The 23,428-nt window shown below is 70.5% G+C and carries 19 protein-coding genes and 1 pseudogene; 10 read left to right on the plus strand and 10 right to left on the minus strand.

Annotated features, from left to right (window positions below; all coding sequences use genetic code 11):
• Nucleotides 1-493 precede the first annotated feature (493 nt).
• Nucleotides 494-1,708, minus strand: a complete 1,215-nt coding sequence (tyrS, locus tag JHW38_RS15010; protein WP_207522151.1) for a tyrosine--tRNA ligase — start codon at nt 1,706-1,708, stop codon at nt 494-496.
• Between the two features lie 192 nt (nt 1,709-1,900).
• Here tyrS and JHW38_RS15015 point away from each other — a divergent pair, with 192 nt between their 5' ends.
• Nucleotides 1,901-3,391, plus strand: a complete 1,491-nt coding sequence (locus JHW38_RS15015; RefSeq protein ID WP_207522152.1) for a M23 family metallopeptidase — start codon at nt 1,901-1,903, stop codon at nt 3,389-3,391.
• Nucleotides 3,392-3,594: 203 nt separating this feature from the next.
• Complete coding sequence (locus tag JHW38_RS15020; protein WP_207522153.1) at nt 3,595-4,743, plus strand: anhydro-N-acetylmuramic acid kinase; 1,149 nt, start codon at nt 3,595-3,597, stop codon at nt 4,741-4,743.
• A gap of 141 nt (nt 4,744-4,884) precedes the next feature.
• On the opposite strand, the gene JHW38_RS15025 is transcribed toward JHW38_RS15020, so the two are convergent.
• From JHW38_RS15025 to JHW38_RS15035, 3 genes are all read right to left on the minus strand, one after another.
• On the minus strand, nt 4,885-5,220 hold the full coding sequence (locus JHW38_RS15025; RefSeq protein ID WP_207522154.1) for a hypothetical protein: 336 nt from the start codon (nt 5,218-5,220) through the stop codon (nt 4,885-4,887).
• 94 nt (nt 5,221-5,314) lie between these two features.
• Nucleotides 5,315-6,715 (minus strand): AmpG family muropeptide MFS transporter, encoded by a 1,401-nt coding sequence (locus tag JHW38_RS15030; protein ID WP_207522155.1) that lies wholly within the window; start codon nt 6,713-6,715, stop codon nt 5,315-5,317.
• On the minus strand, nt 6,705-7,478 hold the full coding sequence (locus JHW38_RS15035; protein WP_207522156.1) for an exodeoxyribonuclease III: 774 nt from the start codon (nt 7,476-7,478) through the stop codon (nt 6,705-6,707). The genes JHW38_RS15030 and JHW38_RS15035 overlap by 11 nt, the downstream gene beginning before the upstream one ends.
• Nucleotides 7,479-7,544: 66 nt before the next feature.
• Between JHW38_RS15035 and JHW38_RS15040 the strand changes: the two genes are divergently transcribed.
• The 3 genes from JHW38_RS15040 (at nt 7,545) to JHW38_RS15050 (ending at nt 9,545) form a co-directional block, all read left to right on the plus strand.
• The gene (locus JHW38_RS15040; protein WP_207522157.1) at nt 7,545-8,105 is read left to right on the plus strand and encodes a GNAT family N-acetyltransferase; all 561 of its coding nucleotides are present in this window, start codon (nt 7,545-7,547) and stop codon (nt 8,103-8,105) included.
• Nucleotides 8,102-8,758, plus strand: coding sequence for an orotate phosphoribosyltransferase (gene pyrE / locus JHW38_RS15045; protein WP_207522158.1), 657 nt, complete (start codon nt 8,102-8,104; stop codon nt 8,756-8,758). Before JHW38_RS15040 ends, pyrE begins: the two co-directional genes overlap by 4 nt.
• A gap of 142 nt (nt 8,759-8,900) precedes the next feature.
• Nucleotides 8,901-9,545 (plus strand): hypothetical protein, encoded by a 645-nt coding sequence (locus tag JHW38_RS15050; RefSeq protein ID WP_207522159.1) that lies wholly within the window; start codon nt 8,901-8,903, stop codon nt 9,543-9,545.
• Between the two features lie 116 nt (nt 9,546-9,661).
• Here the strand turns inward: JHW38_RS15050 and JHW38_RS15055 are convergent, their stop codons facing one another.
• The 3 genes and pseudogenes from JHW38_RS15055 to coaBC all read right to left on the minus strand — a co-directional run bounded on the left by JHW38_RS15055 (nt 9,662) and on the right by coaBC (nt 13,967).
• Nucleotides 9,662-11,980: a phosphomannomutase/phosphoglucomutase gene (locus JHW38_RS15055; protein WP_242690950.1), complete on the minus strand. Its 2,319-nt coding sequence runs from the start codon at nt 11,978-11,980 to the stop codon at nt 9,662-9,664.
• 241 nt (nt 11,981-12,221) lie between these two features.
• Nucleotides 12,222-12,680, minus strand: a complete 459-nt coding sequence (gene dut / locus JHW38_RS15060; protein ID WP_207522160.1) for a dUTP diphosphatase — start codon at nt 12,678-12,680, stop codon at nt 12,222-12,224.
• A 67-nt stretch (nt 12,681-12,747) separates the two neighbouring features.
• A pseudogene (gene coaBC, locus JHW38_RS15065) lies at nt 12,748-13,967 on the minus strand (bifunctional phosphopantothenoylcysteine decarboxylase/phosphopantothenate--cysteine ligase CoaBC).
• Between the two features lie 160 nt (nt 13,968-14,127).
• Here coaBC and radC point away from each other — a divergent pair.
• From radC to JHW38_RS15085, 4 genes are all read left to right on the plus strand, one after another.
• Nucleotides 14,128-14,802, plus strand: a complete 675-nt coding sequence (gene radC / locus JHW38_RS15070; protein WP_207522161.1) for a RadC family protein — start codon at nt 14,128-14,130, stop codon at nt 14,800-14,802.
• Between the two features lie 147 nt (nt 14,803-14,949).
• Nucleotides 14,950-16,638, plus strand: coding sequence for an arginine--tRNA ligase (gene argS / locus JHW38_RS15075; RefSeq protein ID WP_207522162.1), 1,689 nt, complete (start codon nt 14,950-14,952; stop codon nt 16,636-16,638).
• Nucleotides 16,639-17,613, plus strand: coding sequence for an SPOR domain-containing protein (locus JHW38_RS15080; protein WP_207522163.1), 975 nt, complete (start codon nt 16,639-16,641; stop codon nt 17,611-17,613).
• Nucleotides 17,614-18,216: 603 nt separating this feature from the next.
• Complete coding sequence (locus tag JHW38_RS15085; RefSeq protein ID WP_207522164.1) at nt 18,217-18,606, plus strand: hypothetical protein; 390 nt, start codon at nt 18,217-18,219, stop codon at nt 18,604-18,606.
• A gap of 344 nt (nt 18,607-18,950) precedes the next feature.
• On the opposite strand, the gene JHW38_RS15090 is transcribed toward JHW38_RS15085, so the two are convergent.
• Genes JHW38_RS15090 through speA form a run of 3 tightly spaced genes read right to left on the minus strand, consistent with a single transcriptional unit; the run spans nt 18,951 to nt 22,204 of the window.
• Nucleotides 18,951-20,024 carry an NAD(P)-dependent oxidoreductase gene (locus JHW38_RS15090; protein WP_242690951.1) on the minus strand — a complete coding sequence of 358 codons (1,074 nt, stop codon included), beginning with the start codon at nt 20,022-20,024 and terminating at the stop codon, nt 18,951-18,953.
• A 26-nt stretch (nt 20,025-20,050) separates the two neighbouring features.
• Entirely contained in the window at nt 20,051-20,305 is a 255-nt protein-coding gene (locus tag JHW38_RS15095) for a YciI family protein (protein ID WP_207522165.1), read from the minus strand.
• 9 nt (nt 20,306-20,314) lie between these two features.
• Nucleotides 20,315-22,204, minus strand: a complete 1,890-nt coding sequence (gene speA / locus JHW38_RS15100; protein WP_207526383.1) for an arginine decarboxylase — start codon at nt 22,202-22,204, stop codon at nt 20,315-20,317.
• Nucleotides 22,205-22,537: 333 nt separating this feature from the next.
• Between speA and speE the strand changes: the two genes are divergently transcribed.
• Nucleotides 22,538-23,389 (plus strand): polyamine aminopropyltransferase, encoded by an 852-nt coding sequence (speE, locus tag JHW38_RS15105; protein ID WP_207522166.1) that lies wholly within the window; start codon nt 22,538-22,540, stop codon nt 23,387-23,389.
• Nucleotides 23,390-23,428 lie beyond the last annotated feature (39 nt).

The following is a 23,428-nucleotide window of genomic DNA, read 5'->3' on the forward strand; positions in this document are numbered from 1 at the left end:
GTCAACCACCCGTCGAAACCGACTGCCGTACCGCGCTCCGTTCAACCATCCAACCGTCGACCGGGCCGCGCATCTTACAGCTTCGTTTCAGTTCGTCAACACTCACCGAAACCGCTGTTTTCTGCGCCCCGACAAACCATCCAACCGTCTGCCGGGCCGCGCATCTTACAGGCTCGTTTCGATTCGTCAACACGTTTCGAAGCCGCTGTTTTTTGCGCGTCCCGCGGACCGGAGAAAGCGTCGTTGGGAGCCGCACATTATGCTCAGATGAATGGGGCTTGGGAAGGGGGTCTGCCGGGTTTTCGGCAGAAATTTTCCGGGACCGGTTCAGGAGACTGAAACGGCAAAGTCCTGGAGGGGTTTCGGCGGCGGGAGGCCCTCATCCCCCCCCACGCCAGCCCGAACGCATAGCGCTCGGTGCTTCGCGAGCCGGTGGCTCGCAAGCGCAGCCCCTCACCCTGCAGGCGGGAGAGGGGCTTTGGAGACGCGGCGCTTAGGCGGAGACGAGGCGGACGCGGGCGAAGGTGCGCTTGCCTACGGTCAGGACGCCTTCGAACCCTGGGGCGAACACTTGCTGGGCGTCTTCTATTACGACGCCGTCGACCTTGACCGCGCGCTCCTTGAGCTTGCGGTTGGCTTCCGAATTGCTCGGGGTCAGCCCGGCCGCGGTCAGCAGCGCCGCGATGCGCAGGCCTTCGGCCGGCACCGTCACGTCGGTCAGCGGCAACGACGACAGGTCGCCCTCGCCGCGCACCGCCGCATTCCAGCCTTCCACCGCCGTCTCGGCCGCAGCGGCGCCATGGAACCGCGCCGCCAGCTCGCGCGCCAGGCGCAGCTTGAGGTCGCGCGGGTTCAGCTGACCGGCCTCGATGTCCTGCTTCAACCGCGCGGCCTCCGCGATCGATATCTCGAAGCTCAGCAGATCGATCCACCGCCACATCAGCGTGTCGTCGATCTTCATCGCCTTGGTGACGATGTCGATCGCGGGCTCGTTGATGCCGATGTAGTTGCCCAGCGACTTGGACATCTTGTTGACGCCGTCCAGGCCTTCCAGCAGCGGCATGGTCAGCACGATCTGCGGCGGCTGGCCGTGGTGCTCCTGCAGGCCGCGGCCCATCAGCAGGTTGAACTTCTGGTCGGTGCCGCCGAGTTCGACGTCGCACTTCAGCGCGACCGAGTCGTAGCCCTGCACCAGCGGATACAGGAATTCGTGGATCGCGATCGGCTGCTGGCCGGCGTAGCGCTTGGCGAAGTCGTCGCGCTCGAGCATGCGCGCCACGGTGTGCTGGGCCGCCAGCTTGATCATGTCGGCCGCGCCCATCTTGCCGAACCACTCGGAGTTGAAGCGCACTTCGGTGCGCTCCTTGTCGAGCACCTTGAACACCTGTTCGGCGTAGGTCTCGGCGTTGGCCAGCACGTCCTCTCGGGTCAGCGGCTTGCGGGTGACGTTCTTGCCGGTCGGGTCGCCGATCATTCCGGTGAAGTCGCCGATCAGGAAGATCACCTGATGGCCGAGGTCCTGGAACTGCCGCATCTTGTTGAGCAATACGGTGTGGCCGACGTGCAGGTCGGGCGCGGTGGGGTCGAAGCCGGCCTTGATGCGCAGCGGGCGGCCGAGCTTCAAACGGGCCTCGAGCTCCTCGAGCTTGATGATTTCGTCGGCGCCGCGGGCGATCAGGTCCAGGGCTTCTTGTACGGATGTCGACACAGGGGGACTCGCAAGACGGTCGCGAGCGGTTTTGTTAACCGCGTCACGAATTCAGGTTAATTGGGGGTTAAACGAAACGGTACCCATCGGAGGCGAAAAACCCTATTCAGGACAAGGGTTTGACGCGTACTGCTCGCGTGTCTATGGTAGCGCCGCAACGTGGCCTTCACACCTCGTCCGAGGATTCCTTCCATGACAGTACCCGAGCAGGCTTCCAGTGTGGGCGCCGAACGACGCGAACGCCTGAGAGCCCTGCGCGAGAAAGCACTGAAACGGAAGGTGTTGGCGCGCCATTTGTCCGACGGCTTCAACGGCCGCTGGAGCGGGCGCCAGTGGGTCCAGGCCGGTCTGTTCGCGACCCTGGGCATGATGGTCGCCGCGGTGATTCCCGGTTTCAGCCAGTCCACCGCCTCGGTGCGCGCGCACGAGCCGCGCCAGTCGCTGGCCTTGGCGCTGCCGCCGCTGACCCTGGCCCGGCTCAAGGGCGAGACCGGCGACAGCTGGCAGCTGGTGCGGGTCAACCGCGGCCAGACCCTGGGTTCGGTGTTCAAGGACATGGACATTCCCAAGTCCACGATGAGCCAGATCCTCGAGCAGCCCGGCGCGCGCGACGCGCTGATGCGGATGAAGCCGGGCACCGAGCTGGGCTTCGACATTCCGGTCAACGGCTCGCTGCGCACCTTCCGCTACGACCAGGACGAAGGCCACCGGGTCGAGCTGAGCATCGCCGGCGACAAGGTCACCGACAAGAAGGTCATCGCCCGCCAGAGCCAGGTCCGCACCGTGGTGCTCAGCGGCAAGGTCGGCAAGTCGCTGTTCCGTTCGGCGCGCAAGGTCGGGCTGACGCCGGCCAACATCAACACGCTGACCGACGACATCTTCAAGTACGACATCGACTTCAACGAGGACGTCGGCGCCGACGACCGCTTCAGCGTGGTGGTCGAGCAGACCTGGCGCGAGGGCGAACTGATCAGCACCGGCCCGATCCTGGCCGCGACGTTCACCAGCGACGGCAAGCTGCACACCGGCTTCCGCTTCGACCGCGGCGGCAAGCCCGAATACTTCACCGGCGAAGGCCGCCCGCTGAAGAAAAGCTTCATCCGCATGCCGATTCCGTACGCGCGCCTGACCTCGGGCTTCGGCACCCGCCGGCATCCGGTGCTCGGCAGCATCCGCATGCACGCCGGCGTCGATTACGCGGCCGGCACCGGCACGCCGATCATGGCCGCCGGCGACGCGCGCGTGCAGTTCGTCGGCTGGAAGGGCGGCTACGGCCGCGCGGTGATCCTCGACCACGGCCGCGGCTACACCACGCTGTACGGGCACATGTCGAACTTCAGCAAGATCAAGCCGGGCCAGCGGGTTCCGCAGGGCACGGTGATCGGCTACGTCGGCAGCTCGGGCCTGGCCACCGGTCCGCACCTGCATTACGAATTCCGCGTCAACGGCGTGCACCGCAATCCGCTGTCGATCACCATGCCGCCGCCGGAGCCGCTCAGCGGCGTGGCGCTGGCGCAGTTCCGCCAGCAGAACGCGGTGGCGCTGGGGCGCATCCGCCAGGTCGAGAACGTCATTTACGCCGATGTCGGCCCGGCGCCGGCCGCGGACCCGACCGCGGCGCCGGTGGCCAAGACGGTCGCGGTGGCGAAGAAAGCCGGCAAGAAGAAGACCTCGCGCGGCTGAGCGGCGCGGCGGTCGCGAACCAAAGGGCCCTGCGGGGCCCTTTTGCTTTTGTCGCCGACGCCGCCGTGCCGAGCCTCTCGGCTTTTGTTGCCGATACCGCCCTGCGGGCCTTTGTTTTTGCCGCGAATGCCGGGATGCTGCGCGGCAGTGCGCCGCGACCTGGGCGCGGACGCGAACCTTAGTCGCCGCTACGGAACCGACTCATGAGCGAAACCTCCACTCCCGCCGCGGGCCTGTTCCTGGGCATGATTTCCGGCACCAGCGCCGACGGCATCGACGCCGCGCTGGTGCGCTTCGAGGCAGGCGCGCCGACCCGCTGCGAACTCGTGCTCGGCCGCACCTACGCCTGGGACGCGGCGCTGCGCGAGCGGCTGGTCGCGCTCGGCCAAGGCGGCGATGCGCGTTCGCTGGAGGAGTTGGGCACGCTCGACATCCAGACCGCCGAGGCCTTCGCCGCGGCCGCGCAGGCGCTGCTGGCCGAAGCCGGCGTGGCCGCGTCCGCGGTCGCGGCGATCGGCTCGCACGGCCAGACGGTGCGCCATCGCCCGGCCGGCGCGGGCTTCGACGGGCGCCATCCCTTCACCTGGCAGATCGGCGACGGCGCGGTGATCGCCGAACGCAGCGGGATCGCCACGGTCGCCGACTTCCGCCGCCGCGACGTCGCCGCCGGCGGCCACGGCGCGCCGCTGATGCCGGCGTTCCACGCCGCGCTGCTGGGTTCGCCAGCGCAAGACCGCGCCGCCTTGAACCTCGGCGGCATCGCCAACTTCACCCTGTTGCCGGCGCGCGGCGAGGTGCGCGGCTTCGACACCGGGCCGGCCAATTGCCTGATGGATGCGTGGGCGCTGCGCCATCTCGGCCAGGCCTTCGATGCCGACGGCGCGTTCGCCGCGCAGGGCCGGGTCGATGCGGACTTGCTGGCGCGGCTGCTCGACGAGCCGTGGTTCGCGCTGGCGCCGCCCAAGAGCACCGGGCGCGAGCAGTTCCATCTGGCCTGGGTCGAGGCGCGCCTGCGCGGCGGCGAGCGGCCGCAGGACGTGCAGGCGACGCTGCTGGAGCTCAGCGCGGTCAGCATCGTCCAGGCGCTGCGCGCGCAGCAGCCGGCGACGCAGCGGGTGCTGGCCTGCGGCGGCGGAGTGCGCAACGGCGCGCTGCTGGCGCGGCTGGCGGCGCTGCTGCCGGAGGCGGTGGTCGAGACCACCGCGGCGTACGGGCTGGATCCGGATTTCGTCGAGGCGATGGGCTTCGCCTGGCTGGCGCGGCAGACCCTGGCGGGGTTGCCGGGGAATCTGCCGAGCGTGACCGGGGCGCGCGGGTTGCGGGTGTTGGGGACGGTGCATCCGGCGGCGTAGGCGCGGGGGCGGTCGATCGCTGGAGCGAAGCGAACCCCCAGCCGGGCTGGATCCGGGCTGCGGCAAGTGGCGCGGGAAGTCGCGGTGGCGCGGTCGCGGCTTGCGCCGCTCCTACAGGGGGATTCCTGCCGGGGAGACGGATCAGCCGTCGCGGTCGGGGCGGAATTCGTCGAGCAGTTCCAGGCCGCTGAGGTCGGGGCCGGCGGCGCGGCGGACCGGCGCGTCCTTGGGCTCGGCGCGGCCGATCATGGCGAAGCCGGGGTCGCTGGGGATGCCTTCCAGCGCCTCGATCGCTTCGCGCAAGGCGCGGCTGTCGTGATCCTCGAAACGGCCGGCCATCTCGGCCTCGACCGCGAACAGCCCGGTCTCGATCAGGTGCAGGGCCGTGCGCTGCAGGCTCCAGCCGCGCGTCTCCGCCACCCGGCGCAGCCGGTCGGAGATCACAGGGTCCAGGTTGTGCAGGAGAATGTCGGTCACTGCGTGGCAAGTTGCCATCCGGGCATGCGCCGCGCAACACAAAATTGGCCAAATCGCGTTCAGGAACGCTACTTTTCGGCCTGTTCGCTGCGCGCTAGACGGACCCGGGCGGCGGCGCGGCCGGCCGGCGCCAGGCCAGCGCGAGGCACAGCACCAGCGCCGGCACGCCGACCAGGGCGGTGCCGACGAAGAACAGCGCATAGCCTTCGAGCAGGGTGCGGCCGACGGCCAGTTCGGTCACCGCGACGCCGGACAGTCCCTTGAGCAGCTTGCCGAGCAAGGCATAGAACGAACTCAGCAAGGCGTACTGGGTGGCGGTGTAGCCGACGTTGGTCAGGCTCGACATGTAGCCGACCAGGGCCACGCCGGCGTAGCCGTTGCAGAAGTTGTCGATGACCATCGCCGCCGCGAACACGGTCGGGTCGTTGCCGTGCAGGGCGAGGTAGGCGAAGGCCAGATTCGACACTGGGCCGAGCACCGCGCCGGCGACCAGGGTCGGCATGAAGCCGAAGCGCACCGCGGTCAGGCCGGCCGCGGCGACGCCGGCGATGGTCGCGACGAGGCCGAACGAGCCGCGCACCGCGCCGACGGTTTCCTTGTCGAGCTTGAGGTCGGCGTAGAACGGGTTGGCCATCGGCCCGAACAGGAAGTCCGGCAGCCGGTACAGGCTGATCGCCAGCAGGATCAGCAGGGCCAGCCGGCCGTGCTGGCGGAAGAACGCCACGAACGGCCCGATCACCGCGTCGAACAGGCCGCGCGCAGTGAACAGCGCCGGATGCGGCGCGGCCGCGGCCAGCACGCTGGCCTGCGGCTCGCGCGCGGTCAGCGTGGCGACCACGCCGACGCCGAGCAGCAGCGCCATGATTTCGTACGACAGCGACCAGCCCGCGTGCGCGGCCAGGATCAGGATCAGCGAGTCGGTGACGAGCAGCGCGCCGCGATACCCCAACGTCGAGGTCGACGTCAGCAGGCCTTGCTGCTCGGCGTTGTCGGCGCTCTCGATCCGCCAGGCGTCGATGACGATGTCCTGGGTGGCCGAGGCGAACGCGACCACCAGCGCCAGCGCGCCGAACACCGTCAATTGGTTCAGCGCGACGCCGCCGAGCAGCAGCTCGCCCGAGCGCGGTTCGACCAGGGCCATGCCGACCAGGGCCACGGCGGCGACCAGTTGCGACAGCAGCATCCAGCCGCGGCGGCGGCCGAGCCAGCGCCCGGCCAGCGGCGCGTCGATCTTGTCGACCAGCGGCGCCCAGGCGAATTTCAGCGAGTACGCCAGGCCGACCCAGGACAGGAAGCCGATCGTGCTCAGCTCGATGCCGTTCTCGCGCATCCAGTAGCCGAGGGTGTTGCCGACCAGATAGATCGGGATGCCCGAGCTGAAGCCGAGCAACAGCATCGTCAGCACCTTGGGCTGGCGCAGGTTGCTCAGCACCAGCCGCCAGCCCTTGCGCGCCGGGCGCGCCGGCGCGGCGGAGGCGTCCGCCTCAGACGTCATAGTCGACCGTGAACGGCGCGTGGTCGGAGAAGCGCGGGTCTTTCAGGATCGAACAGCCGCGCAGCTTGGCGCGCAGGCTCGGGGTCGCGAACTGGTAGTCGATGCGCCAACCCACGTCGTTGGCGCGCGCGGCGCCGCGGTTGCTCCACCAGGTGTAGTCCTGGCCTTCGGCGTTGAGCGCGCGGTAGGCGTCGACCCAGCCGCTGTCGTCGGCGCACACGCCGTTGAGCCAGTCGCGTTCGGGCGGCAGGCAGCCGGAGTTCTTCTGGTTGCTGGTCCAGTTCTTGATGTCCAGGCGGCTGCGCACGATGTTCCAGTCGCCGCACAGGACGTAGTCGCGGCCACTGGCCAACCACTGGTCGAGGATCGGCTTGAGCCATTCCATGACTTCGAACTTGAAGCCCTGGCGCAGGTCGCCGGACGAACCCGAGGGGATGTAGAACGAGACCACGCTGAGGTTGCCGAAGCGCGCCTCGATGTAGCGGCCCTCGTCGTCGAACGGGGCCCAGCCCAGCGCGGTGCGCACTTCGTCGGGTTCGCGCTTGGCGTAGATCGCCACGCCGCTGTAGCCCTTCTTGGTGATCGCGTCGCGGAAGAACGCGCGGTAGCCGTCGGGCAGGAATTCCGGGCCGCTGAGCTGGTGCTCCTGGGCCTTGGTCTCCTGCACGCACAGCACGTCGGCGCGCTGGGTCTTGAACCAGTCGAAGAAGCCTTTGGTCGTGGCCGAACGCAGGCCGTTGGCGTTGAAACTGATGATGCGCATGCGCGTTCCGGGGCAGGAAGTGCGCACGATCATAGCAACCGGCCGGGCGCGGGTATCATGCCGCGCATGACCGATACGCCCCCGCCCGACCGTCCCGCGCCGCCCGCCGTGCGGGTCGGCGTGGTCTCGCCGATGCTGGCCCCCGCGGTGCGCAGCCTGCAGGTCGCGCCCGAGCAACTGCCCTTCGTCGGCGACACCGCCTACAACCTCGAACAGACCCGCCTGGACCGCAACAGCGAAGCGATGGCGGTGCTGGCCGGCGAGCGCGTGGTCGGCTTCTACCGGCTCGACTTCAGCGTCGAGGCGATCGCCGGCCGCGCCCTGGGCGAACCCAGCGTCGGCCTGCGCGCCTACGTCATCGACCGGCGCGAACAGGGCCGCGGCTACGGCACCGCGGCGATGCGCGCCTGCATCGAGGACCTGCGCCGGCGCTACCCGCAGCGCAGCCTGCTGGCGCTGACGGTCAACGTGCGCAACCAGGCCGCCATCGCCGCGTACCTGAAGGCCGGCTTCCACGACACCGGCGAGCTTTACCACGGCGGTCCGTCCGGCCCGCAGCACCTGATGCTGTACCGGCTGGCGCCCGCGCCGGCCCCCTCCCCTTCCCCCATCGCGACCGCGCCATGACCGACCACCGCACCCGCTTCCTGCAACTGGCCCTGAAGGCCGAGGCCCTGCGCTTCGGCGAATTCACCCTGAAATCCGGGCGGGTCAGCCCGTACTTCTTCAACGCCGGACGCTTCGACTCCGGCGCCGCGCTGGCCGCGCTGGCGGCCTGCTACGCCGACGCGATCGACGCCGCCGGGCTCGATTTCGACCTGCTGTTCGGCCCGGCCTACAAGGGCATCCCGCTGGCCAGCGCGCTGGGCTGCGAGTACGCCGGCCGCGGCCGCGACCTGCCGCTGGCGTTCAACCGCAAGGAAGCCAAGAGCCACGGCGAGGGCGGGATGCTGATCGGCGCGCCGCTGGCCGGGCGGCGGGTGCTGATCGTCGACGACGTGATCACCGCCGGCACCGCGATCCGCGAAGCGCTCGGGCTGATCCGCGACGGCGGCGGCACGGTCGCCGGCATCGTCATCGCGCTGGACCGGCAGGAAGCCGTGGACCCTGCACAATCCCGACGCTCGGCGGCAGAAACTGTCGCAATCGAACACGGCCTGCCGGTCGTGGCGATCGCCGGGCTCGACGATCTGCTCGCCTTCACCGGCGCCAGCGCCGAGTTCGCCGCCCAGCGCGAGCGCCTGCTGGCCTATCGCGCCGCCTACGGCCGCGAGGGCTGAGCGCCGGCCGCGCCCGCGCCGCCGCGGCGGCCGGGCGCGCCAGCGTCGAAATGAGCGGTCGGTCACAGGTAAATTTTCCGCCGTGGCCCGACTCTTGCGTCACGCCTTGTCGACCGACAGCCCCCGAAGGCGGGAACGCGACATGAAATCCATCCATACCCTGATCGCCGGCGCGGTGTTGCTGGCGCTGGCCGCGCCGCTCGCCTTGGCCCAGGACGGGGCGAAGAAGAAGCTGTATTGCTGGGACGAAGGCGGCCGCAAGGTCTGCGGCGACGCCCTGCCGGCGAACGCGGTCGACAGCGCGCGCACCGAGATCAGCGCCAAGAGCGGCCTGGCCACGGCCCGGGTCGAGCGCGCCCAGACCGCCGAGGAGCGCGCCGCCGCCGAACAGGCCGCGCGCGACGCGCGCAGCGCGGCGATGAAGGCCGAGGCGCAGAAGCGCCGCGACCATGCCATGGCCGAGTCCTACGCGACCGAGGAAGACCTGCGCAAATCCTTCCAGGAGCGGATCGTGCTGCTGGACGAGACGGTCAAGGCCTCGCAGCTCGGCATCGAAGGCCGCCGCCAGACCGTGCTGGCCCTGCTGCGCAAGGCCGGCGAAGCCGAACTCAACGGCAAGCCGGTGGGCTCGGGCCTGGCGGAGAACATCCGCGGCCAGCACGACGAACTGCTGCACCAGCAGGAAGTGCTCAAGCAGCAGTTGGTCGAACGCGGCCTGGCCGACCAGGACCTGGCCACCGCGCTGGATCGCTACAACGCGCTCAAGGCCAAGAACGCCGGCGGCTGAGCGGCGCGCCCGAACGCGCGATCGCCTGTCGCATCGTCCGGAAACGAAAAACGCCGCGGCTGGGCCGCGGCGTTTTTCGTTGGGCGGGCGGCGCACGCGCCGCCCGTCGGCCCGGCTCAGAACGGCAGCGCCAGATCCGGCTTGATCGCGTGCAGCTGGGCGCGGAACAGGCCCTGGATGCGTTCCATCGCCGCCTGGCTGTCGGCGTCGAAGCGCATCACCAGGATCGGCGTGGTGTTGGACGCGCGCACCAGGCCCCAGCCGTCGGGGAAGTCCACGCGCAGGCCGTCGATGGTCGACAGGCGCGCGCCCTCGAACGAGGCCTCGTTGCGGAAGCGCTCGACGAAGCTGTGCGGGTCGCCGTCGGGCGCGTCGACCTTGATCTCCGGGGTGGCCACGCCGTTGGGCAGCTCGTTGAGGGTCTGGGTCGGCGTGTCGGCCTGCGCGGCCAGGATCTCGAGCAGGCGCGCGGCCGAGTAGATGCCGTCGTCGAAGCCGTACCAGCGCTCCTTGAAGAAGAAGTGGCCGCTCATCTCGCCGGCCAGCTCGGCGTCGGTCTCGCGCATCTTGGCCTTGATCAGCGAGTGGCCGGTCTTCCACATCAGCGGGCTGCCGCCGTGGCGCAGGATGTGGCCCGGCAGGCGGCCGGTGCACTTCACGTCGTAGATGATCATCGCGCCGGGGTTGCGCTCGAGCACGTCGGCGGCGAACAGCATCAGCAGGCGGTCGGGGAAGATGTTGTGGCCGTCGCGGGTGACCACGCCGAGGCGGTCGCCGTCGCCGTCGAAGGCGATGCCGAGGTCCGCGTCCAGGCGCTGCACCATCTTGATCAGGTCGATCAGGTTGTGCGGCTCGCTCGGGTCGGGGTGGTGGTTCGGGAACTCGCCGTCGATCTCGCAGTACAGCGGGGTGACCTCGGCGCCGATCGCGGCCAGCACGCGCGGGCCGATGTCGCCGGCCACGCCGTTGCCGGCGTCGACCACGACCTTGAGCGGGCGGTCGATCTGGATGTCGGACGCGATCCGCTGGACGTAGTCCTCGGAGATGTCGCGCGGGGTCAGCGTGCCCGGCTCGGCCGCGGTGTGCAGGCGGCCGCCGACGATGCGCCGGTACAGGTCGGTGATCGCGTCGCCCGACAGGGTTTCGCCGCCGACCACGATCTTGAAGCCGTTGTAGTCCGGCGGGTTGTGGCTGCCGGTCAGCGAAATGCAGGAGCCGGCGCGCAGGTGGTAGGCGCCGAAGTAGACCACCGGCGTCGGCGCCATGCCGATGTCGACGACGTTGCGGCCGGCCTTGCGCAGGCCGGCGATCAGGCCTTCCATGAGGCTCGGGCCGGACAGGCGGCCGTCGCGGCCTACGACAATTTCGGTCAGGCCCTGGTCGTGCATCACCGAGCCCACCGCCTGGCCGATCAGTTCGGCGATGCCCGGATCGAGGCTTTGGCCGACCACGCCGCGGATGTCGTAGGCGCGGAAGATGCCGTTGTCCACGGCCAGCGGCCGCGGTGCGGCTTCGAGGGTGTTATCGCTCACGTTTATCGCATTCGCATCGGCAATAGGAGCGCTCATGGTCTCAGCCAGCGTCTGAACGGGACCTTCGTCCTCGACCGGACCGGTCGTCCGGCCCAGGCGCTGACGCAGCCGCGCCGCCACGAACGCGAGCAGGGCCAGCACCACCGCGGCGATGAAGCACGGCAGCGCGCCCATGCCGAGCGGGCCGCCGGCGATGTCGGGCACCGCCGCGGCCACGCGCAGGTCGCTGCCGGGGATCGGCGCGGCCATCGCCTCGGCGCCGTTGTTGAGCGCGGTGTCGCCGCGCTCGATCGCGCTGAAGCCGCCCTGGCGCAGGGCCAGATAGCTGCTGCCGCCGATCTCGGCCTTTTCCACGCCGTCGCTGACGCGCTGCAACGGCAGCTGCACGTAGGCCACGCCGACCAGCTGCTCGCCGGCGCGCGCCGGCGCCGCCAGCGCCAGCACCGGCTTGCCGCCTTCGCGCACGATCGCCGCCATCGGCTTGTCGGCGACGATCGCCGCCTCCATCGCGCCGAGCCGGCCGTAACCGCTGCCGGGCAGGGCCGCGTACTGCTCGGCCAGATCGGCCGGCAGCACCGCGCCGTTGCTGGCGCCGGGCCAGTCCTTGCCGAGTTCGGCGCTGGCGGCCTTGAAGTCGCCGGCCTGCAGCGCGGCCTGCATCGGCGCGGTCGCGAGGCGGTCGCGCAGGCGCTTGTGCTCGACGCCGAGCGCGTTGTGGGCGCTGGTCACCGCTGCGTCGCGCACCTGGATCAGGTCGTTGCGGCGCGAGGAATCCAGATGCTGCTGCACCCCGGCCCAGGCCATCCACAACGCCAGCACGCCGCACAGCGCCGCGACCGGCAGCAGCGCGGGCCTGAGTTGCGCCGCGGAGATCTGCGGCTTTTCCAGCTTCACATCGACCATAACCGGCAACTTCCCCTAAAAATGTTCGGTCCTGCGCGTGCGCGGCGCGGGCACGGCCCCGCAGTCTGCCCCGCGGGGCGCGGCCGCGTCCGTCGACTGCGCCTCGTCGCACCTATTGACGTGACAAAAACGCGATCACGGTCGGTCGCCGCGGCACACCCGCTGTACGCACCCGCCACTAAGCACCCGCAAAGTACAAGCACGATGCGTGCCAGCCCTCCCCCCGACGGCGCGGCCGCGCTCAGCGCACGCCGGTATGGCCGAAGCCGCCCTCGCCGCGTTCGCTGGCCTGGAACTGTTCCACCACCTGCAACTGCGCGCGCACGATCGGCAACAGCACCAGCTGCGCGACCCGGTCGCCCGGCTGGATCGTATAAGCCTCGCGGCCGCGGTTCCACACGCTGATCAGCAAAGGGCCCTGGTAGTCGGCGTCGATCAGGCCGGTGCCGTTGCCGAGCACGATGCCGTGCTTGTGGCCCAGGCCGGAACGCGGCAGCACCACCGCGCACATCGTCGGATCGCCGACGTGCACGGCCAGGCCCGACGGCAGCAGCGCGGCGTCGCCGGGTTGCAGCACCAGTTCGTGCTCCAGCGCCGCGCGCAGGTCCAGGCCGGCGCTGGCCGGGGTCGCGTAGGCCGGCAGCGGCCATTCGTCGCCGAAACGCGGGTCGAGGATCTTCAGTTCCAGGGTGTGGTGCATGCGTCTTCCAAAAACGTCCAAACAAAAAAAGGGCGGCGCGCCGGTCGGGGCCGGCGCGCGGACGCGCTCAGGCCGGCCAGCGCGCCAGGATCAGGTCGAGCAGTTGGTCGGCCAGCGCGGTCTTCGGCGCCGGCCCGAGCGCGCGCTCGCCGCCGATCCAGTACACGGTCAGGGCGTTGTCGTCGCTCTCGAAACCGCTGCCGGACACGCCGACGCGGTTGGCGGCGATCATGTCGACTTTCTTCTTCTCGAGCTTGCCGCGCGCGTAGAACTCCACGTCGTGGGTCTCAGCGGCGAAGCCGACCACCACGGTCGGGCGGCGCGCGTGCACCGCGACTTCGGCCAGGATGTCGGGCGTGCGCACCAGCGCCAGGGTCAGCTGTTCTTCTTTCTTCTTGATCTTGCCCGGGGCGATCTCGGCCGGCGCGTAGTCGGCGACCGCGGCGGCGCCGATGTAGACGTCGGCCGGAAGCTGGCCGATCACCGCCTCGCGCATCTGCCGGGCCGAGCGCACGTCGACCCGCTCCAGCCCGGCCGGGGTCGGCAGCGAGACCGGGCCGGCGACCAGCACCACCTGGGCGCCGCGGCGCGCCGCGGCTTCGGCGATCGCGAAGCCCATCTTGCCGCTGCTGCGGTTGCCGATGAAGCGGACCGGGTCGATGTCTTCGAAAGTCGGGCCGGCGCTGACCACGATGCGGCGCCCGGCGAGGTCGGCGGCGCTCATGCGCGCACCTCCCGGGCCAGGGCGGCGACGATCTCGAGCGGTTCCAGCAACCGGCCGGGGCCGGATTCGGGTTCGGCCATGCGGCCCTCGCCGGGTCCGAAGAAGACCACGCCGCGCCCGCGCAGGGTGGCGACGTTGGCCTGGGTCGCCGGGTGGCCCCACATGCGGTGGTTCATCGCCGGAGCGATGCGGACCGGCGCCTCGGACGCCAGGCACAGGGTACTGATGAGGTCGTCGGCGAAGCCGTGGGCGAGCTTGGCGATCATGTCGGCGGTGGCCGGCGCGATCAGGATGCGCTGAGCCCAGCGCGCCAGTTCGATGTGGCCCATCGCCAGTTCGGCGGCTTCGTCCCACAGCGAGGTGCGCACCGGCTGGCCGGACAGCGCCTGGAAGGTCGCCGGCCCGACGAAGCGGGTCGCGTTTTCGGTCATCGCCACGCGCACCTGGGCGCCGGCGTCCTGCAGGCGGCGCACCAGGTCGGCGGCCTTGTAGGCGGCGATGCCGCCGCAGACGCACAGCAGGATGCGTTGTGAGTGCAGCGGCAAAGAAGGGTCTTGCGCCATGTTCGGCGGGGCTCGCTGGTGTTCGTAGTGCATGCGGGGCAGGTCGCTGCGGCCGCCGCGGCGGCCCGGCGATTTCCTACCTCCGCCCGGGCCGATAGCTTACCCGATGGGCCGCAGGCTCCCGATCACGCGTGGCCCGCGCCCCCGCCAGGATGGCGGCATGCGAATCCAAGAATGGCCCAGCGCGGAGCGGCCGCGCGAAAAACTGCTCGCCAGCGGCGCCGCCGTCCTCTCGGACGCCGAGCTGCTGGCGCTGATCCTGGGCTCCGGCGTGCGCGGCCACGACGCGGTCGGCACCGCGCGCCGCCTGCTCGCCGAACACGGCCCGCTGGCGACGCTGCTGGAGCAGTCGCCGGCGCGGCTGCTGCGCATGCGCGGCATCGGCCAGGCCCGCGCCTGCGCGCTCAAGGCCGCGCTGGAACTGGCCGCGCGCAGCCAGATGGCCGACCTGGAGCGCGGCAGCGCGGTCACCGATCCGCCCTCGGCCGGGCGCTATCTGGCGCAGAAGCTGCGCGGCCGCCCGCACGAGGTGTTCGCGGCGATGTTCCTCAACAGCCGCCATGGCGTGATCGGCTACCAGGAGCTGTTCCACGGCAGCGTCGACGGCGCCGAGGTGCATCCGCGCGAAGTGGTGCGGCAGGCGCTGCAACGCAACGCCGCGGCGGTCATCGTCGGCCACAACCACCCCAGCGGCAACGCCGAACCCAGTCCGGCCGACCGCGCCGTGACCCTGCGGCTGAGGGAGGCGCTGGCGCTGATGGACATCCGCCTGCTCGACCATTTCGTGGTCGGCGACGGCAAGCCGGTGTCGATGGCGCTGCGCGGCTGGGTGTGAGCGCGCGATCGCGCGCCGCCGCCGGCAGACAGCGCAGGCCGCGGCGTTCACTTTTCGCCCGCCGGCGCGCCGATGCCCGGCCCCAAAGCCGGCGCGGAAACGCGTAAAATGCGCGGTTCCGCAACGCCCCGCGAAAGCGCATCTCACGTGAAAACCACCCTCCACGCTCTGGTCGCGCAGGCCATCGAAGCACTGCGCGCCGCCGGCACCGTGCCGGCCGACCTGCCCACGCCCGATTTCGTGATCGAGCGCCCGAAGAACCGAGGCCAGGGCGATTTCTCGACCAACGCCGCGATGCTGCTGGCCAAGCCGGCGCGCGCCAATCCGCGCGAACTCGCGCAGAAGCTGGTCGCCGCGCTGCCGGCCGACGCCGACATCGGCAAGGTCGAGATCGCGGGCCCGGGCTTCATCAATTTCCATGTCGACGAAGCCGCCTGGCGCCGCCAGATCGGCGAGGTCTTCGCCCAGGGCGCCAACTACGGCCGCAACGCCAGCGGCGCCGGCCGCCGCGCCGGCGTCGAATTCGTCTCGGCCAACCCGACCGGCCCGCTGCACGTCGGCCACGGCCGCGCCGGCGTGATCGGCGACTGCATCGCGCGCGTGCTCGACGCCAACGGCTGGGACGTGATGCGCGAGTTCTACTACAACGACGCCGGCGTGCAGATCAACAATCTCGCCGTCTCCACCCAACTGCGCGCGCGCGGCCTCAAGCCCGGCGACGAGGGCTGGCCGGACAGCGCCTACAACGGCGACTACATCGCCGACGTGGCCCGCGCGTATCTCGACGGCGCCACGGTCGAGTTCGAGAACCACGCCGTCACCGGCAAGGGCGACATCGACGATCTCGATGCGATCCGCCAGTTCGCCGTGGCCTACCTGCGCCGCGAGCAGAACGAGGACCTGGCCGCGTTCGGCGTCGGCTTCGACGTGTATTTCCTGGAAAGCTCGCTGTACGAGCAGGACAAGGTCGAGGAGACCGTGCGCGAGCTGGTCGCCCACGGCCACACCTACGAGGAAGGCGGCGCGCTGTGGCTGCGCTCGACCGACTTCGGCGACGACAAAGACCGGGTGATGCGCAAGTCCGACGGCACCTACACCTACTTCGTGCCGGACGTGGCCTATCACCTGAGCAAGTGGCAGCGCGGCTACGAGCGCGCGATCACCGAGCTGGGCTCGGACCACCACGGCTCGCTGGCGCGCGTGATCGCCGGCCTGCAGGCGCTCGACGCCGGCATCCCGAAGGGCTGGCCGGAGTACGTGCTGCACCAGATGGTCACGGTGATGCGCGGCGGCGAAGAAGTGAAGCTGTCCAAGCGCGCCGGCAGCTACCTGACCCTGCGCGACCTCATCGACGAAACCGGCCGCGACGCGGTGCGCTGGTTCCTGATCGCGCGCAAGCCCGATTCGCAGCTGACCTTCGACATCGACCTGGCGCGCTCGCAGTCGATGGACAATCCGGTCTACTACGTGCAGGTCTCGCACGCGCGCATGCACGGCCTGCTGCGCCAGCTGAACGAGCGCGGCCTGTCCTACGACCAGGCCGACGGGCTGGCCCAGCCGCTGGACCTGAACGACGTCGCCGCGCACGAACTGATCGCCGCGATCGCGCGCTATCCCGACGTGGTCGCCGCCGCCGGACGCGATCTGGAGCCGCATCAGGTGGCCGGCTACCTGCTGGAGTTGGCGCAGACCTTCCAGACGTATTACAACGATCACCAGTTCCTGGTCGACGACGCCGCCCAGCGCCACGCGCGGCTGGTGCTGGCGATGGCGACCCGCCAGGTCCTGGCGAACGGTCTGGAACTGTTGGGGATCCACGCCCCGGAGGTGATGTAAGTGGCAGCACGACGCGGCAAATCGCAGGCCAAGCGCAACCACCAGAGCAACGACGGCCTGCCCGGCTGGGCCTGGGGCGTGCTCGGGCTGCTGCTCGGGGTCGTGCTGATCCTGGTCGTCCCCAAGTACCTCAAGTCCGACGGCAAGGGCGACGGTTTCTTCCGTCCGCAGCCCAATCCCGACGCCCAGCCCGCCGCGGTCAGCGCCGACGAGGATTCGGTGGCGCCGGAAGGCAGCCCGCGCCCGGCCCGCGCCGACGCCGCGCAGGGCAAGAACGGCAAGCCCAAGGACGCGGCCGGCAAGGACCCCAAGTCCAAGGACGGCACCGAGTACGACTTCTACACCCTGCTGCCGGGCCGCGAAGTGGAAATGAGCGACGCCGAGCTGGCCGCGACCGAGGCCGCCGAGGAGCAGCGCCGCGCCGCCCAGCAGCGCCGCGCCGGGCAGACCGCCGCGGCCAACCCCGCGGCCGCGAATCCTGCGTCCAGCCACGCCGCGTCCAATCCGGACGCCGCCCAGCCGCGCAACGCCGCGCAGACCTCGGGGCCGGCCACGGCCAGCCTGCCGCGGCCGGTCGACACCATCGCCCCGGCCGCGTCGAAGCCGCCGACCCAGGTCGCCAGCGCCACGCCGCCGCCGTCCACGGTGACGCCGAAGCCGCCGGTCGTGTCCGCCGCGCAAGGCAGCGCCGCGACGCCGGCCGCGACCGTCGCCAGCGCCGCCGCGGCGGCCGCCGACGACAACACCCGCTACCTGCTGCAGGCCGGCGCGTTCCAGGCCTCCGGCCAGGCCGAGGAAATGAAGGCCAAGATCGCCATGCTCGGCCTTGGCGCGCGGGTCGAATCGGCGCAGATCAGCGGCAAGACCGTGTACCGGGTGCGCATGGGGCCGTACGGCACCGCCGGCGATCTGGCCGAAGCCAAGCGCAAGCTCGCCGACGGCGGCTTGCCGGGGATGGCGATCAAGGTTCAGTAAGCCGCCAGCGCATCGGTCGCCCTCCGCAACGCCCGGCACTGCCGGGCGTTGTGCGTTGGGCCCGACCTTCCCGGCGCCGCGAGGGCCGCGGCCCGATGCTTGCGTTCGGGATCGCCGAGGCCGCAGCGGAATGCGTCGGGGCCAAGCCCGTCCCATCGTTCTCAAGCGCCTCGCGCAGGACTGCGCGGCGGATCCGGCACGCGCTGCGCGGACGATCCGATCCGCACGCGGCGCAGTTCGGCGCCGGAAAGGCCGCAACCCGACGCCTTCGTTCAGGATCGCGGAGATCGGAGCGAAAAATGTCGGGGCTGAAGCCCTCCCACAGTTCTCGAGCGCCTTGCGCAAGACTGCGCTGCGGACCCGCCGCGCACTGCGCGGACGACCCGATCCGCGCGCGCGGCGCAGCGGAAGACACAACCCAGAATGCCGATTGCCCGCAACCGTGCGTCGGCGCGCGGGCGCCTTCCGGCAGCGCGCCCGGCTACAGCGCGACGCCGGTCACCCTGGCCCGTACCCGCCGCGCATAGACTTCGCCGGCTGATGCACGTCGTTGGGGATGGGATGGACAAGCGCATTCTTCTGGGCTGCCTGGGCGGAGCAGGCATGCTCTTGCTGTTCGCGTTGTTGACCAAGCTGTTCGGCCTGGATGCGCGCCAGGCGATCGATACCGGCGTCGGCCCGCTGCCGGTGATCGATGTGTTCGCCGCGCTGGTCGCGATGTTCCTCGGCGGCGCGCTGGCCCGCCACGCCTGGTTCCGCTGGATCGCCGTGTTGCTGATGACGGCGATGTGGGCCCTGACCCTGTACACCGTGGTGTCGATGGCGCTGCCCGACAGCCCGCCGCCGATGCGTTCGATCGGCGGCGCGCTGAAGTTCAACGCGCTGGCGATCGTGCTGACCCTGGCCGCGGCGTTCGCCGGCGCCCTGCTCGGCGAACGCTTCGGGCTCAAGCGCGCCGGCGCGCTCGGCCGCGACGGCTTGATGCGCCGCTAAGGCCGCCGCCAAACGACCGCGAACCTGTCCGCTCCTGTAGGAGCGGCGCAAGCCGCGACCGCGCCACCGCGCCTACGGCGCAATCCTCTGGCCCCCTCCGCCATACGACTTGCGGCGCAATCGTTCGAGCCGCGCAAGCGCCCACGACGCCGCCCGCGCGAACTCATCCTCGCCGCCGCATCGCTCGCGCGCGCATGAAGCGACGTGCAGCGGGCGCCGGCGGTCGAGAGCGGTCGTCGTAGTTGCAGTGTCGCGGTCGCGGCTTGCGCCGCTCCTACAGGGGGCCGCCGCGAGATCTCGGCGTCGCGCGGCCCGGCATCGCGCCGGGCCAGCGCCGACGCGGCTCAGGCCGCGTCGCTCTCCGCCTGCGCCCGCGCGCGCTTGAGCGCGATCAGCGCCGAGGTGTCGGCTTCGCCGTAGCCGCGTTCGATCAGCTCGGCGTAATCCGCCGCGGCCTGGTCGAGGGTCGCGGTGCGCACGCCGGTGTCGCGGGCGATGCCCTGGACGATGCGCAGGTCCTTGAGCATGTGCTGGCACTTGAAGCCGGGCGCGAACTCGTCGCGCAGCATGGTCGCGCCGCGCTTGTCGAGGAACCAGTTGCTGGCCGCGCCGGCCATCAGCGTCGGCAGCAGCTTGTCCGCCTCCAGGCCGAGCTTCTCGGCCAGGGCCAGGCCCTCGCAGACCGCTTCGTTGATGCCGGCGACCAATACCTGGTTGATCGCCTTGGTCGCCTGGCCGGCGCCGGTCGCGCCCATGTGGGTGATGCGCGCGGCGTAGCTGGCGACGATCTCGTGCACGCGTTCGAGCTGCGCTTCGTCGCCGCCGACCATGATCGACAGCTTGCCGTTGCGCGCGCCTTCCGCGCCGCCGGAGACCGGCGCGTCGAGGAAGCCGATGTCGTGCACGGCCAGCATCGCCGCGGAACGGCGCGCGGTTTCGATCGACACGGTGGAATGATCGACCACGATCGCGCCGGGCTTGAGCACCTCGGCCAGCGCGGCGACGTTCTCGAGCACGTCCGCGTCGAGCGAGACGCACAGGATCACCACGTCGCAATCGGCGAAGTTCGCCGCCGAACGCGCCGCGCGTACGCCCAGTTCCGACGCCAGCGCGTCGGCCTTGGCCTGGGTCCGGTTGCCGACCGCGGTCAGCCCGCCCATGGCATGTACGTAACGCGCCATCGGCGCGCCCATCGCTCCCAGACCGATCACCCCTGCTTTCATTTCGACCTTCTGCCCGTCCGGGCGTTGATTGTTGCCAAACCATGATGCGGCATCGCCGCCCTGCGCGCTCGCTCTGGCGCTACGCGATGCGGCCGCGGCCGCCGAAAACGCGGCAGCCCCGGCGCGGATCGCGCGCCGGCCGGCCCCGCAGGGCGCCCCTGTCGCCTGTCCCCGCCGCCCGGCTGCCCGTCCCACGGGCCGCCGGGCGGCTCAAGCGGCGCTCAGGCCGCCTTCCACTCGTAGACGTCGACCCGCGACGAGCCGGTCAGATGCAGCGGGTCGGCGAACGCCAGCACCCGCGCCTCCTCCAGGTCGGCCGCGCGCAGCACGTAGGCGCCGCCGCTCTTGTCGGCGAAGCCGCCGGCCAGCTCCAGCCGCGCCTGCGCGCGCAGGCCGTCGAGGAAATCGCGGTGCGGGCCGATCTGATCGGTATCGAACTGCGGCAGGCGCATGACCATGACCAAATAGCGGTTCATCGCGCCTCCTCAGGCCAGCGGGGTGTCGTCGAGATAGGTATACCCGGTCAGGCCGGTCTCCAGCGCCGCTTGCAGGCGCGCGGCCTCCTCGGCCGGCAGGCCCGCGGCGGCGACCTTGGCGGCATAGGCCTCGCGCAGCTCGGACAACTTGTAGCCGACGTAATCGAGCATGACGTCGGTGGTGTCGCCGCGGCGCTGCTGGGCGAAGCGGTAGCCGTCGCCGTCGGCGCGCACTTCCACCGCGTCGGTGTCGCCGAACAGGTTGTGGATGTCGCCGAGGATTTCCTGGTACGCGCCGACCAGGAAGAAGCCCAGCCGGTAACGCTCGCCGGGCTGCAAGGCATGCAGCGGCAGCGAGCTGTCCAGGCCCTCGCTGTCGACGTAGGTGTCGATCTTGCCGTCCGAATCGCAGGTCAGGTCGGCGATCACGCCGCGCCTTAGCGGCTTCTCGTTCAAGCGCTCGATCGGCGCGATCGGGAACACCTGATCGATCGCCCACACGTCGGGCATCGATTCGAACACGCTGAAATTGACGAAGTACTTGTCGACCAGCCGCTCGTTGAGCTCGTCGAGCAGGTCGCGGTGGCTGCGTTCGCTGACGTCCAGCCGCGCGCGCACGGCGTGGGCGATGGCGTAGAACAGGTCGTCGATGCGCGCGCGGTGGGTCAGGTCGATCTGGCCCAGCGCGTACAGCGATAGGCCTTCGCCGTGGTGGTGCTGGGCCTCGTGGAACAGCTCCACCGCCGGGCGCTGGCCGAGTTCGTCGTGGATCTCGCGCAGGTGGCGGATCACCGCCGGCTCGTCCTCGTGCGCGGGCGGCACCCGGCCTTCGGGCGCCTCCTCGATCTCCGACACGTTGGCGACCAGCACCGCATGGTGCGCGGTCATCGCGCGGCCGCACTCGGTAACCACGCGCGGCGGCGGCAGCCCGTATTCCTGGCAGGCCTCGGCCAGCGGCTGGACGATGTTCGAGGCGTATTGGTTGACGCCGTAGTTGATCGAGCAATAGCTGCGCGAACGGGTGCCTTCGTAGTCGATGCCGAGGCCGCCGCCGACGTCCATGTAGCGCACCTTGGCGCCGAGCTTGGACAGTTCGACGAAATAGCGCGTGGCCTCGCGCATGCCGTTGGCGATGTCGCGCACGTTGGAGATCTGCGAGCCCATGTGGAAGTGCAGCAGGCCCAGGCAGTCCTGCAGGCCGTTGTCGCGCAGCTGCTTCCACAGGTCCAGCACCTGGCGCGGGCTGAGCCCGAACTTGGCCTTGTCGCCGCCGCTGTTCTGCCATTTGCCCGCGCCGAGCGAGGCCAGGCGCATGCGCACGCCGAGGCCCGGCTTGACCCCGAGCGCCTTGGCTTCCTCGAACACCAGCGCCAGCTCGGACGGCTTTTCGACCACGATGTAGGTCTCCATGCCGAGCTTGCGGCCGATCAGGGCCAGGCGGATGTACTCGCGGTCCTTGTAGCCGTTGCACACGATCAGCCCGCCGGGCCGGCTCAGCGCCAGCACCGCCATCAGCTCGGGCTTGCTGCCGGCTTCCAGGCCGAAGCCCTCGCCCGCGTGCGAGGCCAGCGTGCCGGCCACGCCCTGGTGCTGGTTGACCTTGATCGGGTAGACCGCGGTGTAGCCGCCGGCGTAGTCCCAATCCTTCATCGCCTGCTCGAACGCGCCCTGCAGCTTGCCGAGGCGGTCGCCGAGGATGTCGGGGAAGCGCACCAGCAGCGGCAGCTTGGCGCCGGCTTCGCGCGCGGCGTCGACGACCTCCGGCAGCGGCACGGTCGGGCCGCGCTCGCCGCGCGGCTTGACCACGATGCGGCCGGCGCCGTCGATGTCGAAATAGCCTTCGGACCAATGCGGGATCGAATAGGTCTTGCGGGCCTGATCGAGCGACCAGTCGGACATCGGCGCGGTACCGTAAAAATCGTGGGGAAGGCGCATTCTACAGGCCGCGTCCGGTTGGGGGGCCGTTCGCGCGCGGCGGGTGAGCGCGCCGGGCCGTCCGGACTCGGCCCGATCCGGCCGGATCGGCAAAAACCGCCGCGCCCAGGCGCCGGCAAGCGGTCGGCGCGGGCGCTGAGGCCGCTGGCCGGACACCCTCGCGACGAGTGTTCATACCGGTCCGCTACAATTCGCGCCCCAAGCCGGGTCCCCAGCCCGGCGCCGCCGGCCGGGCCCGCCCGCACCGACCCCACAGGCTGGCCGCACCAGCAACCGTCTTACTTCAGGAGCACGCGCATGACCAACGAAGCCCAGTGGCACTACGAGAACTTCGAGCCGACCGGCTCGTCCATCGGCTATCGCATCACCCGCAAGCTCGATGAGGTGCAGTCGCCGTTCCAGAAGATCGAGATCTTCGAGACCACCGACTGGGGCAACCTGATGCTGATCGACGGCGCGGTCATGCTGACCACGCGCGACAACTTCCTCTACCACGAGATGATGTCGCACCCGGCGCTGTTCACCCACGCCGCGCCGAAGAACGTGGTCATCATCGGCGGCGGCGACTGCGGCACCCTGCGCGAAGTGCTCAAGCACCCGGGCGTCGAGGAAGCCGTGCAGTGCGACATCGACGAGCAGGTCACGCGCATGGCCGAGAAGTGGTTCCCGGAACTGTGCGACAGCAACGGCGACAAGCGCGCGCAGCTGCTGTTCGACGACGGCATCGCCTACATGGCCAACCGCCCGGCCGGCAGCGTCGACCTCATCATCGTCGACTCCACCGACCCGGTCGGCCCGGCCGAGGGCCTGTTCAACAAGGCCTTCTACGACAGCTGCTTCCGCGCCCTGCGCGAGGACGGCATCCTGGTGCAGCAGTCCGAATCGCCGCTGATGCTGCTCAAGCTGATCCAGGAAATGCGCACCGAGATGGGCAAGGCCGGCTTCAAGACCTTCAAGACCCTGCCGTTCCCGCAGCCGTGCTACCCGACCGGCTGGTGGAGCTGCACCCTGGCGCGCAAGGCCGGCGGCTTCGAATTCCGCCAGGACGATGCGCAGGGCAAGGCGTTTGCGACCAAGTACTACAACGCCGGCATCCACCATGGCGCGTTGTCGACGCCGGCGTTCGTGGCGCAGGCGCTGGGCGAGTAAATCGCCTTTGCCGGTGCTGCAAAGAAAAAGCCCCGCACT

This window comes from Lysobacter enzymogenes, from assembly GCF_017355525.1.
Taxonomy (GTDB): Bacteria; Pseudomonadota; Gammaproteobacteria; order Xanthomonadales; family Xanthomonadaceae; genus Lysobacter; species Lysobacter enzymogenes_C.